This is a genomic window from Streptomyces sp. NPDC055966, assembly GCF_042269865.1.
Lineage (GTDB): Bacteria > Actinomycetota > Actinomycetes > Streptomycetales > Streptomycetaceae > Streptomyces.
Window position 1 is genome coordinate 418,394 of the sequence record NZ_JBHJYK010000001.1, and the last position, 16,028, is coordinate 434,421.

Here is a 16,028-nt window from a genome sequence, read left to right on the forward strand (position 1 = left end):
AGAACCGGCACCCCCGCAGGCCAGCCGCCCGACAACACACGGGCGACCTCTCCCGGCCCGCACTGCGCCCGGGAGGATGAGGTTTACGGGGATGTGGCGCGCTCAGTGACACGCCGACGGTCAAGGTTACGGGGCCGGGCTGTGGGGGTCAAACTGGACGGCTCGATCAGCCCGTGACCGCGCTGACGTACTCGGCGTACGCCGTCCTGATGCCGCTCGGCGACAGCGCGAGATGCTCCAGGATCGTGTACCGGCCGGGCCGGGTCTCCGGGGCGAACCCGACGGCCCGGACGAACTCCTCGTCGCTGAAGCCGAGCTCCTCCGCCACCACCGGCAGACCGTGCCGGCGCAGCACCTCGGCCATCAGCCGGGCCATGCCGGGCTCGCCCCGCAGGTGCGTCGCGAAGGCGGCGCCGACGCCCACCTGCTCGCCGTGGTTCGCCGCCCGGTGCGGATACAGATGGTCGAGCGCGTGGCTGATCTCGTGGCAGGCGCCGGAGCAGGGGCGGGTGTGCCCGGCGATCGACATGGCGATGCCCGACAGCGCCAGCCCTTCGGCCAGCACCGTCAGGAAGCCGTCGGCACCGCATCCTCCCGGGTGGCGCAGCACGGCCTCACCGGCCTGGCGGGCCATGGCCACGGCCAGACCGTCGAGCTTCTCGCCGGTGACCCGGTGGGCCAGCTCCCAGTCCGCGACCGCGGAGATGTTGGACAGGGCCTCGCCGATGCCCGAGCGCACGAACCGGATCGGAGCCTCCCGTATCACCGCGAGGTCGATGAGGAGGGCGATCGGTGCGGGCACGCCGTACGAGCCGCGGCCCGCGTCGTTGTCCAGGTTGGAGACGGGCGAGCAGATGCCGTCGTGCGAGAGGTTGGTGGCGACGGCGACCATGGGCAGCCCGATGCGCGCCGCGGAGTACTTCGCGCAGTCGATGACCTTGCCACCGCCGATGCCCACGACCGCCTCGTACGCGCCGGACTTCATCTCGGCGGCCAGCCGGATCGCGTCGTCCAGGGTGCCGCCGCCCACCTCGAACCAGGCGGCGCCGGGCAACGAGGGGGCGATGCGCTCGCGCAGCCTGACGCCGGAGCCGCTGCTGACGGCGACGGCGAGCCGGCCGGACTGCGCGATGCGCTCGTCGGCGAGCACGGCCCCCAAGTCGTCCAGGGCACCCGGACGGATGTCCACGACGACCGGCGAAGGCGTCAGCCGGGTCAGTACTGGCACGCGATCCCCCGCCCCCCGGCCAGGTCGTCGTGGTTGCCGATCATCGGGGTTCTCTCCTTCGTCTCACGTCCGTCTCACGGGACCCGCAGCAGAACAGGCGGAAACACAGGTGTGGCCCTGTCTGCGAACGGACAGGGCCACACCTGGTACGGCGACTGATCAGTCGTCGGCGGTGGCGACCGTGGTGGTCTTCTTCGCCGTCGACTTCGCGGCGGCCGTCTTGACCGCCTTCTTGGCCGTGGTCTTCTTGGCCGCCGTCTTCTTCGCGGCCGTCTTCTTCGCCGCGGTCTTCTTGGCCGCCGCCTTCTTCGCCGGGGCCTTCTTGGCGGTCTTGCGGGCCGCCTTCTTGGCCGGAGCCGCCTCCTCGACCGGGGCCTCGGCCTCGGGCGCCTCCGCGGCCTCCGTCGCCGACGGGACGACCACGACGGCCGCCTCCTCGGACGCGGTCGGCGCGGTGGCCTTGCGCACGGCACGCCGGCGCGGGCGGGCGGGGGCGGCGCTCTCGGCGGGCGCCTCCTCGACCGGGGCCGACGAGGCGGCCTCGGCCTCGGGCCGGGCCACCGGCGCCTCTGCCACGGCCACGGTCTCGGACACCGTCACCACGGTCTCCTCGGTCCCGGCCGGGGAACCGGCCGGCGCGGACACCTTGCGGGTCGCGCGACGGCGCGTACGGCCCTTGGGCGCGGCCTCCTCGACGGCCTCGGCCTGCGGCTCCGGGACGGCGAGCTCCTCGACGACCGGCTCGGCAGCGGGCACCTCGACGACCGGCACCTCGGCGGCCGCGGGGGCCTCCTCGACCGGCTCGGCCTTCTCGGACCGCTGGGCCTTCTCGGCCCTCTCCGCCCGGGGCGCGCCCGCCGGAGCCGACGCACGACGGCTCGCCCGGCGCCGCGAACGGCCACGGGTGGCCGCCGCCTCCGCCTCGGCGACGCTGCTGTACAGCTCCTCGTCCGGCGCGAACTCGGGCGCGGGCAGGGCGACCGGCTCGGCGGCCTCGGCAGCGACCTCGGCGGCGCTCTCCGCCACCTCGGGCTCGACGGCCTCGCCGGTCTCCACGGCCACGGCCGCGATCTCGTGCACGTGCTCCGCGGCCGCGTGCTCGTGCACCTCACCGCCCTTGCCGCGCTTCTTGCGCTTGCCGCCACCGCCGCCGGCGGACACGCTCGGCTGCTCCATGTGCACGATGACACCGCGGCCGTTGCAGTGGACGCAGGTCTCGGAGAAGGACTCCAGCAGGCCCTGGCCGACGCGCTTGCGGGTCATCTGGACCAGGCCCAGCGAGGTCACCTCGGCGACCTGGTGCTTCGTACGGTCCCGGCCCAGGCACTCCAGCAGGCGCCGCAGCACCAGGTCCCGGTTGGACTCCAGCACCATGTCGATGAAGTCGATGACGACGATGCCGCCCAGGTCGCGCAGCCGCAGCTGACGCACGATCTCCTCGGCCGCCTCCAGGTTGTTCCTGGTCACGGTCTCTTCGAGGTTGCCGCCCTGGCCGGTGAACTTGCCGGTGTTGACGTCGACCACGACCATCGCCTCGGTCTTGTCGATCACCAGCGAACCACCGCTCGGCAGCCAGACCTTGCGGTCCAGCGCCTTGGCGAGCTGCTCGTCGATCCGGTAGGTGGCGAAGACGTCGACCTCGGAGGTCCACTTCGAGAGCCGGCCCGCCAGATCCGGCGCGACGTGCGAGACGTACCCGTGGATCGTCTCCCAGGCGTCGGCGCCGCTGACGATGACCTTGGAGAAGTCCTCGTTGAAGATGTCACGCACGACCCGGACGGTCATGTCCGGCTCGCCGTACAGCAGCGTCGGGGCGTTGCCGTTCTTCGCCTTCTTCTGGATGTCCTCCCACTGCGCCTGGAGCCGCTCGACGTCGCGGCGCAGCTCGTCCTCGCTCGCGCCCTCGGCGGCGGTGCGCACGATGACGCCCGCGTCCTCGGGGACGATCTTCTTGAGGATGGTCTTCAGCCGGGCCCGCTCGGTGTCGGGCAGCTTGCGGCTGATGCCGGTCATCGAGCCCTCGGGGACGTACACGAGGTAGCGGCCGGGGAGCGAGACCTGGCTGGTCAGACGCGCGCCCTTGTGCCCGATCGGGTCCTTGGTGACCTGAACGAGGACGGACTGGCCGGACTTGAGGGCGGACTCGATGCGGCGGGGGCCGCCCGCCATGCCCAGCGCCTCGAAGTTGACCTCACCGGCGTAGAGCACGGCGTTGCGGCCCTTGCCGATGTCGATGAAGGCGGCCTCCATCGACGGCAGCACGTTCTGCACCTTGCCCAGGTACACGTTGCCGACGTACGAGGTCGACTGCTCCTTGTTGACGTAGTGCTCGACGAGCACGCCGTCCTCAAGCACGCCGATCTGGGTGCGCTCGCCGTACTGGCGCACGACCATCACGCGCTCGACGGCCTCGCGGCGGGCCAGGAACTCGGCCTCGGTGATGATCGGAACGCGCCGGCGGCCCTGCTCACGGCCTTCGCGGCGGCGCTGCTTCTTGGCCTCCAGACGCGTCGAGCCCTTGATGGACTGCACCTCGTCGGACGGCTCGCTCGGCTTGCGCGGCTCGCGGACCTTGACGACCGTACGCTCCGGGTCGCCCTCGCCGGGCTCGGCGTCGGTACCGGTGTCACCGGCGCGGCGACGGCGGCGACGGCGACGGCGGCTGGAGCTGGAACCGCCGGCCTCGTCGCCACGAGCCTCCTCGGCGTCCTCTTCCTCCTGCTCGGCGGTGTCCTCGGCGTCCTGCTCGGCCTGCTCGGCGGCCAGTTCGTCGGCCTCGGCGCCCTCGCCGTCGGCGGCCTCACCGCGACGGCGGCGGCGGCCGCCCCGACGGCGGCGGCGACGGGAGCCGGACTCCTCGAAGCCCTCGGCGCCCTCGGTCTCGTCGGCCTCCTCGCCCTCGATCTCACCGAGATCCTCGGCGGGTCCGGCGGCCTCGGCGGCCGTCTCCTCCGTCTCCTCGACGGTGGCAGCGGCCTCGACGGCCTGCGGCTCCTCGGCGGCACCCCGACGGCGCCGGCGGCGGCGCGCACCGGCCTCGGGGCGCTCCTCGGTGTACTCGTCGGCCTCCTCGGGCTCCTCTGCCCCGGCGGCCTCGGCCGCGGCCTCGGCGGCGGCGCGCTGCGGGGTCTGGAACCTCGGCTCGGCGAACACCGGCGCCTGGAACACGGCGACGGCGGGACGGGCGGGCCTGCGCGAAGAGCGGATCGCAGACGACTCGGAGGACTCGGTGGACTCCGCGGGCTCGGCCGCCTCGGTGACCTCGGCCTTCGCGGACCGCGCGGACGCGGAGAACCCCGACGCGGCGCGTACGGCCCGACGCCGGGCACGCCGCGGAGCGGCTTCCTCGGCCGGAGCCTGCGCGGCTTCCTCGGCAGCGGGGGCGGGGGCTTCCTCGGCCACGGCGGCCTCCTCGTGCGCGGGGGCACCGTCGGGCGCGGACACCCGGCGGGTGGCACGCCGACGGGTGCGGCGCGGGGCGGCCTCCTCGGCAGCGGCCTCCTCGGCGGGAGCGGCGGCCGGAGCCTCCTCGCTCACCGTGGCCTCGGCGGTCTCCTCCTGCGCGGGGGCACCGGCGGGCGCCGAGGCGCGGCGCGTGGCGCGACGGCGCGGACGCGCGGCGGCCGGAGCCTCCTCGACGGCGGCGGGGGCCTCGACCACGGCGCTCTCCGGCAGGTTCTCCTGCGGGGCGGGCTCGGCCTCGGCGACGGCCGGCGTCTCCTCGGCGGCCGTCGGGGCACCGGCGGGCGCGGAGGCGCGGCGTGCGGCGCGACGGCGCGGACGCGCGGCGGCCGGAGCCTCCTCGACGGCGGGCTCGGCGACCGCCTCGGCGGCAGCGGGCTCGGCGGTCTGGACGGTCTCGACGGCGGTCGGTGCGGAAACGGTGCGGGTCGCCCGGCGGCGGGTGCGGCGCGGTGCGGCGTCCTCGCCGACGACGACCTCGCCGGCCTCGGCCACGGCGGCGGGCCGCTCGGTCTCCGCGGCGGCGGGCGCGGCCGGTGCTACGGCCTCGGCGGCCGCCGGTGCCCCGGCGGGAGCGGACGCGCGGCGCGTGGCCCGACGGCGCGGACGCGCGGCGGCCGGCGCCTCGGCGGTCTCCTCGGCCTCGACGGCCGTGTCGTCGCCTTCGGCGACGATCAGTGCCGCGGCTTCCTCGATGTCCTCGGTGTCCTCGATGTCCTCATCGGCCGGTATGGCCGGCAGGGTCACCTCGGTGGCTGCCCGGGCCGCGGCGGGCGGGCCCGCCGGGCGGGAGGCGGCACGGCGACGCCTGCGCGGCGGCAGGGTGTCGCTCGGGGTGTTCGGTTCGGAGCCCTCAACGGGCTCAGTCGGTTCGAGCATGCGGGCGTTTCTCCCGTCAGGCTCCCGGGCGCCGCACCTGGTCCGGCGCCGGCCTCGAAGGGCCGTCCGCCGTTGACGTCCGCGGCCCGCGCGATGCGCGATGGCCGCCGTCCGGGGCGCGGGCGCCGCACGGGAGCACTCTGTGTCCTGTCTCGCCGGTTCCGTACGCCTTGTCGGTACGGCCTGGCGAAAGTCTTCTGGTCGGTGCGCTGCCCGACCCAGGTGGCTCCCGAGTACGAGGGCGGCGCTACGACGTCCGTCCCTACACGGAACCTTCCGGCGTCGGCGCCGTCGCGGCGGCAGCCGGTCTGGCCGTCAGGGCCTCGGCTGCCTCGCGGTCGGGCGCGAGCGGGTCGGTCACCGTGCCGGTCTCTTCATCGAACAGCCCCTGCGCCAGCCTGGTCACCGCTGCGGGGACCGGCGGCGCCAGGTCGGCCACGGCGCGGAGACCGGACAGGACGTCGTCGGGTCGTACGGCAGGCGTCACGTGCCGAACAACCAGCCGCAGTATCGCACAGGGCTGGTCGGTCGGCCTATCAGCCGGTGAACTGTGCGTTTCCAGACTCACCACGGCCGGGCGGGCGTCGAAGGTGCGGACGCCGTTCTTGGTCGTGCGCTGCACCTCGACGGTCTCGGCCTTGGTGAAGGCCTCGACCGCGCGCTCGGCGTCGACGGGGTCCACGCCGTCCAGCCGCAGCTCCCAGACGGAGGCTGTCAGCCGGTCGGCGAGGCCCGAGGTCCGCGCCTCGACCGCGTCGACGACGTCGAGCCCGGCGGGCAGCGACTCGTCGAGGAGGACGCGCAGCGTCTGCGGGTCACGCGCCTGTGTGAGCGCGATCTCCAGGTACTCCGCCTCGCTGCCCGTGCCGGTGGGTGCGGCATTGGCGTACGACACCTTGGGGTGCGGCGTGAACCCCGCCGAGTACGCCATGGGCACCTCGGCGCGGCGCAGCGCACGCTCGAAGGCGCGCTGGAAGTCTCGGTGGCTGGTGAACCTCAGGCGGCCGCGCTTGGTGTAGCGCAGTCGAATGCGCTGCACCGCGGGTGCGGGCGGCGGGCCTTCGGGCTGTCGCTTGCCCAGTGTCCTAGTCCTTCGTGAGAGCGGTCGTACTGCTACCAAGACTACGTGCAGCGAGCCCCCGAGGTTCCCGCCGGTCCACCGCGACCTGCTGCCGGGGCTCGCCGAGCAGTACCCGCCGTACGTCGGCGCGGACCTGCCGCACCGTGTCCCGCGCGCCGGCCGGCGCCCCGCGGACGGCCCGCCCCGCCGCACGCGCGCCCTGGGCGGCGGGCCGCAGGACGGCGTCGCGGACGAGGCGCCCGACGGGCGCGAGGAGACTCCGGTACACCCGGCGCACGGGTTCGACGAGGATCCACCGCAGGACCGCCCCGAGCCCCCGCCCCACGGCCCGCGACATCCGCCCCGCGACCCGCCACGCGTGCGTGAAGGCCTCCCCCGCCTCCCGCGCCACGACGGCGAGGACGCGGCCGACGGCGCCGACGACGGGGGCGAGGACCCGGGTGTACAGCCACCGCGCGGGCACGGCGAGCAGACACCGCCCCAGCAGGGCGAGCCCGTACCCGAGGGGCGTGAGCACCGACCGGTGCAGCCACAAGGCCGGTACGACGACGAGCACGCGCCCGAGCCACCCGAGCGCGCCGCCCACTGGCACCAGGACATACCGCACAGCCCGACGACCGGCAGGACGAACAGCACCCGCCCCACTCACGCCGGCGCGCGCCCGAGCGGCCGCAGCAGCGTGTCCAGCGCAAACCGCCCGACGACGACGAGCGCGTCCCACACCACCCGCACCGGTACGACCAGGACGAGGACGACGATCCGGACCGGGATCCGGATCGCGACGACGAGACACCCTTCGGGCTGCCGGGGCCCGGGCGACGGCTTCTGCGGTTCCATACCCGTCACGACGCCCCGGCCCGCCGGCCCGGATCCTCCTCCCGGACTGCGATGCCGTCACGACCGCGACGGCCGTCCGGACCGGTCAGCGGGTCTCGACGACGACGGACTCGATGACGACGTCGTTCACGGGCCGGTCGGTGCGCGGGTTGGTCTGCGCCCCCGCGATGGCGTCGACCACCTTCTTGCCGGCCTCGTTGGCCACCTCGCCGAAGATGGTGTGCTTGCCGGTGAGCCACGTGGTCGGGCCCACCGTGATGAAGAACTGGGAACCGTTCGTCCCCGGCCCGGCGTTGGCCATGGCCATCAGGTAGGGCTTGGTGAAGGCGAGGTCGGGATGACACTCGTCGGCGAACTCGTACCCCGGCCCGCCCGTGCCGTTGCCCAGCGGGTCACCGCCCTGGATCATGAAGCCTTCGATGACCCGGTGGAAGATCGTGCCGTCGTAGAGCCGGTCCGTGGTCTTCGCACCCGTCTCGGGATGGACCCACTCCCGCTCGCCCCGCGCCAGCTCGACGAAGTTCTTCACCGTCTTCGGCGCGTGGTCCGGAAAGAGCCGGATCTCGATGTCGCCCTGATTGGTCTTCAACGTCGCGTACAGCTGCTCTGCCACCGTCACACCTCTCTGACTGATCGTCACGTGATCGTGACACGACCCTGGGTGCCGTATGCCCGGTTGGCCGCGCGGGCTGCGGCATTACCGCCGAACGAGTGACAGGGGGTCGTGTGCCCGGTCGCGGGCACGGACAGCGGCGAGCCCCTTCCCGGGCGGGGAAGGGGCTCTGCGCGGTGGCCGGGGTACGGGCTGTCAGAAGGCCTGGTTGTTGCAGCCCATGTCCGAGCCGAGGTGGCTCTGCTGCGCACCCGGGTTGCCTTCGCCGTTCAGCGCGTTGGCCAGCACGCCGGTGAGGGCGCTGACGTTGCCGAGCAGTTCGACGTTCATGTCGTGCGAGCGGCACTCGGTGTTCTGCGTGACGTCGAAGTCACGGTCGGACTCGCCGTGTGCGTAGGCGGAGGCGCCGCCGAACGAGGCGACGCTGCCGAGGACGGCACCCACGAGGACGGCCCTCTGGAACTTGCGCATTGGTTCTCCGTTGGTCGGGCAGATGGATCTGCAACAGGGTCGAGAGTCGGGATTGCGGACGATTGCGGGCGGCGGTCAGCCGAGTTGCGGAAGCCCCAGCTGGCCGACGGGAGGTGCCGCGACCTGGCCGAGGCCGACCGGGGACAGCTCGGGCACGCTCGGCGCCCCGACCAGCGGGTTGACGAGCGGGTTCACCTGCGGGTTCACCTGGGGGTTCACCTGCGGGGTGACACGCGTCGGGCCGTCCGTCGGGCCCCCCTCGGGCATGCCCAGCTTCGGGGTGACCTGCGGCATCACCTGGGGCATGACCTGGGGCACGACCTGCGGAGCAGGCTGTGCGGGCGCGTACTGCTGCGGAGGCGCGTACTGCTGGGGCGGGGCGTACTGCGGCTGCGGAGGCGCGTACTGCGGCTGCGGGGCGTACTGCGGCTGCGGGTACGGCGAGGTGTTGGCCTGCGCCGCCCCCTGCGACGATGCCGAGGCGACGGCGTAGCCGGTCTGCTGGGGCGGCGGAGGGGCGTACTGCGGCGCCGGCTGCGGCACGTACTGCGGTGGAGGCGCGTACTGCTGCGGGTACGGCGGGGGAGTGACCTGTGCCATGCCCCGCGACGTGCCCGAGGCGGCGGCGTAGCCGGCCTGTTGGGGCGGCGGAGCGGCGTACTGCGGTGCCGGCTGTGGAGCAGGTGCCGGAGGGGCGTACTGCGGTACCGGCTGCTCGGGAGCCGGTGCCGGAGCGGGACCGCCGTATCCGTATCCATATCCGACAGGGGAGTCGGCATGGCTGACGCCGGCACCGATGGCGGACAGACCACCTGCCGCTGCTAGAACGAGCGCGGCCCTGTGAAGCTTGCGCATGAAACCCTCGGCCCTTCGATACCTGAAAAGGGGAAATCCATTGCATTCAATGCGGTCACGCGTGCAGTCGGTGCGGTACTCGCACGGCACCGTCAGCAGCGGTACTCCTGAGTAGCACGCGGACATCGCATCGGAGCCGGGAGCGAATTCCCTCACCCCACTTCGAAGTCCACGGTCGCTGCCCTCTCCTGGTCGGAACGACGATTCCCGCACCGTGGTCACGGCATCCGAAGACCCGTCACCCATTTGCCAGCCACCGGAACGCACGTCGCAGCCCCGGCGCTCTTACGACAAATGGGTGACCACGGTCCGGAACCCGTATCCGGGTTCGCGCGCACCTCGTTCCCCACGGAGCGAGAACGATGGTCCACCGCAGCCGTTCAAGGCAGTTGTCACAGCCACAACTGCGCTGCCCCATCCCGCATTTCACCAGGTTCCGTGAACAGGTCAATGAAGGGCCGAGGATTCCATGCGCAAGCTCCAGCAAGTCGCGCTCGTCATCGCAGCAGCCGGGGGTCTGACCGCCGTCGGTGCCGGCCCCAGCTCCGCCGCCACCCCGGCCTACAACGGAGCTGTGCCGCCGCCCGCTTCACAGCCGGACGCCCAGGCCACCTCGGCCACCTCCGCCGCGGCGACCGCGCAGAGCTACGGCACGCCGCAGCAGGCCCCGTCGCGGGGCACCGACGTCGCCCCGCAGCTCAACCCCCAGCTGAACCCGCAGATCAACCCCCAGATTTCGCCCCAGACGCCGCAGTCGGTGCAGGGCGGCCCGGTCGGCCAGGCCAACCTGTTCCACCCGTCCCAGGAGTGCAGCCCGCAGACCCTGCTCGGCGCGAACGTCCCGGTCGGCCTGCTCGGCGCCGCCCAGACCCGCGGCATCGACTGCACCCAGGCCAACACCCAGTCGAACGCCCTCGCCAACGCGCTGCACGGCTGACAGAATTCCTCAACTCCGCCCGCGAATAGGCCTCTTGACCATCACGATCAAGGGGCCTTTTTGCAGGCTTATATGACTTTTACGTGTTTCTGCTGTTTGATCACGAAAGCGGCGCGTCGTTGCCGGTTTTAGCGTATTTGCTACTAATCTCCCGTAACTGTAGAAAGTCGATCTGCCACAGATCGCATCCACTCACTCCACGGAGATGACATGCGCAAGCTTCGCAACGTTGCCGTTCTGGTCGCCGCACTCGGCAGCATCGGCCTCGTGAGCGGCACGGCCTACGCCGGCGAGGGCGGCGGCCACGGCGAGCACGGGGACAAGTTCAACATCACGCAGAGCTCGCAGTGCAGGTCGCACGACCTGAACCTCGATGTCCTCGGCGAGGTCGGCATCCTCAACGGCCTGCTGGGCAACGCCCTGAACGGCGAGGGCAACCCGGGCGCCCAGGCCACGAGCATCGGCTCGACCATGGGCTGCAACAACAGCGCCTTCTGAGGCCGCACCCACGGCGCTGAACCGCCGGTCGGGTAACTGGTCCCGACACCGGGCCGCGGGCCGGGTGTCGGGACCATTCATGTGCGCCGACAAATCCCCGCTGCAGAGAAAAGCAAGCGAAAAGCATTCGGTTCGGCGCGTCGCTCGATTCCTTCGGGTATTTCGTATCACCATTCATCACGGCATAGATGGCGATTTATCGCGCATCACATCCACCTCATTCCACGGAGATCTCATGCACAAGGTCCGCACCGCTGCCGTTCTCCTCGCCGCGTTCGGGAGCCTCGGCCTCCTGGGTGCCGGCACCGCCCACGCCGGTCAGGGCGGGGGCAAGGGCGACGAATTCAACGTCACGCAGAGCAGCACCTGTAAGTCGCACGACCTCAACCTCGACGTCCTCGGCGAGGTCGGCATCCTCAACGGCCTGGGCGGCAACCTGCTGAACGGCGAGGGCAACGCCGGAGCCCAGCAGTCCTCCCTGGGCTCGAACATGGGGTGCAGCAACTCGTTCAAGTAGGCCGGCAGGCAAGGCCGGCGAGTAGCGCCGAACGACAATCCCCGGTATCCCGACCACTGGTTGGGACACCGGGGATTTTCGTTGCTCCGGCAGCTCTCAGATCTCGATGTGCGGCTTCCTGAAGCCCTTGGGCAGCTTTGCCGTGTTGGAGCAGTCCACGACCGGCCCGACACTGGCGGAGCCGCCGTCCATCAGCGGGCCGTCCGGAAACACCACGCGCGGACGGCCCTCCGTCGAGCAGTCCTGCGCCTGCTGGAGGACGTGCTTGCCGTCCTTGTCCGAGCGGGTCTCGGTCTTGCGCACACAGACCGTGCTGCCCTGCTCGGTGGTCCTGCAGTCGCCCCTGGGGCCCTCTGCGTACGCGTGTCCGGCGCCGACGCAGAACACGGCGAGACTTCCGACGAGTCCCGAGACGGTAGCGATCTTCCGCGGACTGAACATGTCTTGTCTTCCTTTCTTCCTTTTACGACGAAGGCCCGGGCGCCTGCGCCAGTGACTGGCGTGCGCCCGGGCCCGAGAGGGTCGAAACAGAGGATCCCGCTCCTGGACACGTACGGTGCGCGCCAGTTGCGGGAGTGCCACAGCCCGGACGCGTGCCCCGGCGGGGCCGTCGTGCGTCCGGGCTGCCTCTGCCACGGGTATCACTCAGCAGGCCGGTGAACTGACCGAATCGGTGCGGGTCCGGGATGCCGAGCTCGTGCGATACGCATCAGGTTTCCGAAGAGGGTCGATGCGCCCGTGGCGGCGACGAGGGGATGAGCCCTCGGTGCGGTCTTACTCGCCGCCCTCAGGGCCGCCCTGCGGGCCGTAGCCCTGCTCGGGGCCCTGCTCCTGCGGCCCGTGGCCCTGCGGCGGAGCGTAGAAGTTACCGCCGGTGGCAACGGCGTTGGCCGTCGAGTTGGCCACGGCGGTGATCTGCGGGGGCGCGTCCTCGCCGCCGGCTGCGGAGCTGACCCCGGCGCCGAGGGCGCACAGCCCCGCAACCGCCGCCGCTACAACTGCAACGCGCTGAAACTTACGCATGGATAGACCCTTCGTTACCCAGGCGGAGCGCCTGGCTTGACTACTTAATGTGAGCATATACAGACGCTCCGTAGTTATTGAGGATCTACGCCACATGTCGCGTCACGTGGTTCAACGGGGCATGTCGAGCGGCATCCGCCTGCCGTTGACGCCGACGGGAACTCCCACCGTCTTAGGTGCATTTGCCGGCACTCCGACCGTCTGGGGTGAACACGTCACCTCGGGCCCGAGCCGCTCGATCCCGCCGCCCAGGAATCCGGGCACCGTCACGGGCTGCACCGGCTTGCAGGTCTCCTGGTGCGGAGGGGACTCGCCCTCGGGCACCACGCCCTGGATCCGCTGGGTGCAGGTGAGATTGCCCAGGAGGTCGCTGGTGCAGCCTCCCGGACCACCTGCGGCGTGCGCCTGGGCGATGCCGATGCAGGACACGGCGATGCCGCCGAGGAGCCCCGAGACGGCCGCGATCTTCTTCCTGCTGAACATGAGACGCGCCTTCCTTTACAGAGGTGCCGTTCAGCCGGCGAAGGCCTGGTTGAACTGGCCGCAGTTGCTCTCCAGGTTGTCGGCGAGGCCGAGCACGCCGACCGGGACGTTGGCCACACCCGCCTCCTGCGGGCTGCACTCCTGGTACGGACGGAAGAGGTCGACCTGCTGCGGCTGGTCACCGCCGTAGGAGTCGGCGATGGCAGTGCCGGCGCCGATGGCGGACAGGCCACCGGCCGCCAGTGCCGCGATCACGACCTGCTGAAGCTTGCGCATGGAGCCCTCGGTTCTGTGCTGGTACAGCGAAGCTGATTGCCTAGAGTGACGAGTTAAACACTAGCAGTAGCAACGTGGAGCATTCCACAACGGACATCCATCCCGAGGGGGATATAGCCCCGCAGAATCACCGGATGGGTGCCAACTGACCGATAAAAGGCCTGGATTGCCGGGCACCGCAGGCCGTCACGGCACGCGGACCCGCGTCAGGTGCCGTACGGCACCGGCACCAACACGGGTGAAGCCGAGGAGAGTTGCGTCAGGAGAACGCCGGCTCCGCGACCCGTGGACGATCGCCCGCGGGAACCGAGACGATCAGGTCCCGCAACGCCTCGGCGTACCGCCGCACGTTCTTGTACGCGAGGTCGGTGTCCGGGTAGCGGCAGGCGAACCACAGCCCCTCGTCCAGCCGGTTGATCCAGGCGCACACCTGGTCGCCGTACGACACCCGGAGCAGTCCGTACGCCTTCTGCTCGGTCCAGCGGGCCGAGCCGGGGATGAGGCGCGCGTCCACGTACGAGATGATCGAGTACATGTCCGGCGACGTCGGCCTGAAGTCCGCGCCCAGCAGCCGCAGTACCCGGGCCAGCGGAATGCGGGCCAGCGACCGGTTGGCCCGCAGTTCGGCGCGGACCGTGCCGAGCGCGCTCGCGAAGTCCGGTGCCGCGGGCACCTCGATCGGTGCGCCGCCGACGTACCAGCCCACGGAGTCCGACCACGCGGACTTCACCCGCGTGTGGAACGGCACGACCGTGCGGTAGACCGGCTGCCCGCCGAGTTCGTGGACGATCAGGCTGGTCGCCGCCAGGATGCCCACGAGGCTGCCGCCGTAGGGTCGGCAGTGCGCCTCGAACGCGGCGGCGGCGTCCGCGTCGACGAGCGGCTCGCACACCAGCTTCTGGGCGGGCAGCACCCCACCGGGCCGCAGTCCGAGGTCGACGGGGAACTCCGGGAGCCTTCCGTCGCACCGGCCGATGAACTCCCGCCAGCGCGCGACGATCGCGTGCGTGTCGTCGATGCCGTCCGCGTTCGCCCGCTCCAGCTCGCAGAAGTCGACGTAACTCCCCACGGGCGTACCGGTGACGGACCGGCCCGTGACGCCCGCCGTGTACAGCGCGTGGACCTCGTCCGGGATGCGCTGGAGGGAGTAGGCGTCGACGTTGGTGTGGTCGAAGGCCAGGTACACGCTGGTGGAGTCCTCGCGCACGACGGCCGCGTAGATGAAGTTCGGCCAGCCCAGCGCGTCCGCCGCGGTGTCGAACCGGTCCTGCAGGTACCGGATCAGCGCGCCCGCGTCGGCGAAGTCGCCGACCACCTCGCGGCGCAGGGTCACGTCGTTCTCGTCGAGCGTGAACCGGTGCATGTCCTCCCCGGCCCATCTGAAGCCGCTGCGCAGCGTCTCGTGGCGCAATGTCCAGCCGCGCAACGCCTGTTCCAGCGCGTCGAGGTCGGCCCGGCCCGGCAGGTCGAACGCCGCGCCGATCCAGGTCGGCACGAACAGCCCGTCCTCCCGCACCGAACGGGCCGTTCTGATGTGCGACTCCTGGATGTACGCCGGCGGTCGCGGATCCGGCGGCAGGGCCGCCGCGGCCGCGATGGTCGCCGGGCTGAGCGTCCACTCGACGAGCCGCCCGGGCCGGACCTCACAGCGCTGAATGTCAGAAACTCGCACAGTGGCGTCTCCTTCGCAGAAGACACCAGCTTGATCAAGGGGGAGCCGTACGCGAGCGGTGGTCGCTGTGTCGTCGGCTTTTCAGCGGGACGTGTGATGTCTCGAACGGAGAAGCGACCCCTCAACGGCCTTTGTCACCAAGGACTCTGCCCGCGTGGCGGTTCCCGTGACACCGGAACGCCCCTCACTCGTACTGGTAGATCCCGCTCATGTCCTCCAGCGCGGCCGGTGTGACGTCCCACGGCGGCAGCCTCTGGTCCCGGGCCACGACCCGGCCGCGCTCGATGTCGCGCGCGCCCGGGGGCTCGACGGGGAGGTACCCGTTGCCGGAGTGCCGTTGCTGCCAGCGGGTCCACTGGAGGTCGATGAAGGCGTGATGCAGCCAGAAGACGGGGTCGTTGGGGGAGGCGGCGCCGAGCATCACGCCGCCGACCCAGTGGTGCACCCGGTTGTGGTTGTGCCAGGAGACGCTGCCCCGGCCCCTCCCCCATCCCTCCAGCTTGTTGCGGAAGCCGCGGGTGACCGTCGAGTTCCAGGGCCAGACGTCGTAGACCGGGTCGGCCAGCGCGAATTCGAGCTCGTCGCCGGTCGGCAGCTGGATCGGGCTGCGGGCGCGGCCGAGGTCGCGGGTGAGGTACTGCACGTCGGTCACGCGCTCGCTGAGCCTCCAGTGACCCGCCCGGTAGGCGAACGGGCCGGTCATCACCTGCCGGTCCGAGCGCCGTCCGTTGCCGCCGAGCAGGTCGTCGGTCCACGGGAGGGAGTTCGCCGTGCGGTCACGGGTCCAGTCCCAGTACGGCACGGTCACCGACTCGTCCACCCGGCGCAGCGCCCGCTCCAGTTCCAGCAGGAGCTTGCGGTGCCAGGGCAGGAAGGAGGGCGTCATGTGGGCGGTACGCAGATGGTGTTCGCCGTCGGGCGAGTTGTGCGTGATGTGGATGTGCACGAACTCGTCGTATTCACCGCGGCGTTTGATTTCCAGCAGAGCGCTCACGAGCCGCCGTCGCTCGGACCGGGTCAGCCTGTTGACGTTCTTACGGGTGTACGCCATGCTCGCCCTCCTCGTGCACCGGCCCCGAGCGGCAGTGGTCGGCCCTGCGGCAGTCCGGTTCGTCGGCCGAAGCGGTAACTGCCGGGCGATCCTCCAGGTCACCGCCGTGCGGCCGGACCGGTGACGGAGCAGTGCGGGCAGCACG

At 71.6% G+C, this 16,028-nt stretch carries 15 protein-coding genes and 1 pseudogene; 3 read left to right on the forward strand and 13 right to left on the reverse strand.

Annotated features, from left to right (window positions below):
* Positions 1 to 166 precede the first annotated feature (166 nt).
* The 7 genes and pseudogenes from ACFC8N_RS01965 to ACFC8N_RS01995 form a co-directional block, all read right to left on the reverse strand.
* Positions 167 to 1,228 (reverse strand): iron-containing alcohol dehydrogenase family protein, encoded by a 1,062-nt coding sequence (locus tag ACFC8N_RS01965; protein ID WP_356022710.1) that lies wholly within the window; start codon positions 1,226 to 1,228, stop codon positions 167 to 169.
* A gap of 159 nt (positions 1,229 to 1,387) precedes the next feature.
* On the reverse strand, positions 1,388 to 5,569 hold the full coding sequence (locus ACFC8N_RS01970) for an Rne/Rng family ribonuclease (RefSeq protein ID WP_376285483.1): 4,182 nt from the start codon (positions 5,567 to 5,569) through the stop codon (positions 1,388 to 1,390).
* A 262-nt stretch (positions 5,570 to 5,831) separates the two neighbouring features.
* Positions 5,832 to 6,608, reverse strand: coding sequence for a TIGR03936 family radical SAM-associated protein (locus ACFC8N_RS01975; protein WP_356022715.1), 777 nt, complete (start codon positions 6,606 to 6,608; stop codon positions 5,832 to 5,834).
* Positions 6,609 to 6,654: 46 nt separating this feature from the next.
* Positions 6,655 to 7,487, reverse strand: a pseudogene (locus ACFC8N_RS01980) (hypothetical protein).
* An 85-nt stretch (positions 7,488 to 7,572) separates the two neighbouring features.
* On the reverse strand, positions 7,573 to 8,100 hold the full coding sequence (locus ACFC8N_RS01985; protein ID WP_356022719.1) for a peptidylprolyl isomerase: 528 nt from the start codon (positions 8,098 to 8,100) through the stop codon (positions 7,573 to 7,575).
* A 195-nt stretch (positions 8,101 to 8,295) separates the two neighbouring features.
* Positions 8,296 to 8,571 carry a hypothetical protein gene (locus tag ACFC8N_RS01990; RefSeq protein ID WP_356022722.1) on the reverse strand — a complete coding sequence of 92 codons (276 nt, stop codon included), beginning with the start codon at positions 8,569 to 8,571 and terminating at the stop codon, positions 8,296 to 8,298.
* Between the two features lie 75 nt (positions 8,572 to 8,646).
* Positions 8,647 to 9,426: a hypothetical protein gene (locus ACFC8N_RS01995; protein WP_376285488.1), complete on the reverse strand. Its 780-nt coding sequence runs from the start codon at positions 9,424 to 9,426 to the stop codon at positions 8,647 to 8,649.
* Between the two features lie 469 nt (positions 9,427 to 9,895).
* Here ACFC8N_RS01995 and ACFC8N_RS02000 point away from each other — a divergent pair, with 469 nt between their 5' ends.
* From ACFC8N_RS02000 to ACFC8N_RS02010, 3 genes are all read left to right on the forward strand, one after another.
* Positions 9,896 to 10,363 (forward strand): hypothetical protein, encoded by a 468-nt coding sequence (locus ACFC8N_RS02000; protein WP_356022726.1) that lies wholly within the window; start codon positions 9,896 to 9,898, stop codon positions 10,361 to 10,363.
* Positions 10,364 to 10,573: 210 nt separating this feature from the next.
* Positions 10,574 to 10,861: a hypothetical protein gene (locus ACFC8N_RS02005; RefSeq protein WP_071384760.1), complete on the forward strand. Its 288-nt coding sequence runs from the start codon at positions 10,574 to 10,576 to the stop codon at positions 10,859 to 10,861.
* Positions 10,862 to 11,096: 235 nt separating this feature from the next.
* The gene (locus ACFC8N_RS02010) at positions 11,097 to 11,378 is read left to right on the forward strand and encodes a hypothetical protein (RefSeq protein ID WP_356022729.1); all 282 of its coding nucleotides are present in this window, start codon (positions 11,097 to 11,099) and stop codon (positions 11,376 to 11,378) included.
* Positions 11,379 to 11,474: 96 nt separating this feature from the next.
* Here the strand turns inward: ACFC8N_RS02010 and ACFC8N_RS02015 are convergent, their stop codons facing one another.
* The 6 genes from ACFC8N_RS02015 to ACFC8N_RS02040 form a co-directional block, all read right to left on the reverse strand.
* Complete coding sequence (locus tag ACFC8N_RS02015; protein WP_362819559.1) at positions 11,475 to 11,819, reverse strand: hypothetical protein; 345 nt, start codon at positions 11,817 to 11,819, stop codon at positions 11,475 to 11,477.
* Between the two features lie 333 nt (positions 11,820 to 12,152).
* Positions 12,153 to 12,401, reverse strand: a complete 249-nt coding sequence (locus ACFC8N_RS02020; RefSeq protein ID WP_356022734.1) for a hypothetical protein — start codon at positions 12,399 to 12,401, stop codon at positions 12,153 to 12,155.
* 111 nt (positions 12,402 to 12,512) lie between these two features.
* Positions 12,513 to 12,884, reverse strand: coding sequence for a hypothetical protein (locus ACFC8N_RS02025; RefSeq protein WP_376285494.1), 372 nt, complete (start codon positions 12,882 to 12,884; stop codon positions 12,513 to 12,515).
* A gap of 30 nt (positions 12,885 to 12,914) precedes the next feature.
* Positions 12,915 to 13,160, reverse strand: coding sequence for a hypothetical protein (locus tag ACFC8N_RS02030; protein ID WP_356022738.1), 246 nt, complete (start codon positions 13,158 to 13,160; stop codon positions 12,915 to 12,917).
* A 259-nt stretch (positions 13,161 to 13,419) separates the two neighbouring features.
* On the reverse strand, positions 13,420 to 14,832 hold the full coding sequence (locus ACFC8N_RS02035) for a condensation domain-containing protein (protein ID WP_376285497.1): 1,413 nt from the start codon (positions 14,830 to 14,832) through the stop codon (positions 13,420 to 13,422).
* 184 nt (positions 14,833 to 15,016) lie between these two features.
* On the reverse strand, positions 15,017 to 15,883 hold the full coding sequence (locus ACFC8N_RS02040) for a tyrosinase family protein (protein ID WP_356022743.1): 867 nt from the start codon (positions 15,881 to 15,883) through the stop codon (positions 15,017 to 15,019).
* Positions 15,884 to 16,028: the final 145 nt, after the last annotated feature.

Coding starts and splice junctions, on each gene's coding strand:
- ACFC8N_RS02000 (WP_356022726.1), top strand. CDS start 9,896: ATGCGCAAGCTCCAGCAAGTCGCGCTCGTCATCGCAGCAGCCGGGGGT.
- ACFC8N_RS02040 (WP_356022743.1), bottom strand. CDS start 15,883: ATGGCGTACACCCGTAAGAACGTCAACAGGCTGACCCGGTCCGAGCGA.
- ACFC8N_RS02020 (WP_356022734.1), bottom strand. CDS start 12,401: ATGCGTAAGTTTCAGCGCGTTGCAGTTGTAGCGGCGGCGGTTGCGGGG.
- ACFC8N_RS02015 (WP_362819559.1), bottom strand. CDS start 11,819: ATGTTCAGTCCGCGGAAGATCGCTACCGTCTCGGGACTCGTCGGAAGT.
- ACFC8N_RS02025 (WP_376285494.1), bottom strand. CDS start 12,884: ATGTTCAGCAGGAAGAAGATCGCGGCCGTCTCGGGGCTCCTCGGCGGC.
- ACFC8N_RS01995 (WP_376285488.1), bottom strand. CDS start 9,426: ATGCGCAAGCTTCACAGGGCCGCGCTCGTTCTAGCAGCGGCAGGTGGT.
- ACFC8N_RS02030 (WP_356022738.1), bottom strand. CDS start 13,160: ATGCGCAAGCTTCAGCAGGTCGTGATCGCGGCACTGGCGGCCGGTGGC.
- ACFC8N_RS01990 (WP_356022722.1), bottom strand. CDS start 8,571: ATGCGCAAGTTCCAGAGGGCCGTCCTCGTGGGTGCCGTCCTCGGCAGC.
- ACFC8N_RS01970 (WP_376285483.1), bottom strand. CDS start 5,569: ATGCTCGAACCGACTGAGCCCGTTGAGGGCTCCGAACCGAACACCCCG.
- ACFC8N_RS02010 (WP_356022729.1), top strand. CDS start 11,097: ATGCACAAGGTCCGCACCGCTGCCGTTCTCCTCGCCGCGTTCGGGAGC.
- ACFC8N_RS02005 (WP_071384760.1), top strand. CDS start 10,574: ATGCGCAAGCTTCGCAACGTTGCCGTTCTGGTCGCCGCACTCGGCAGC.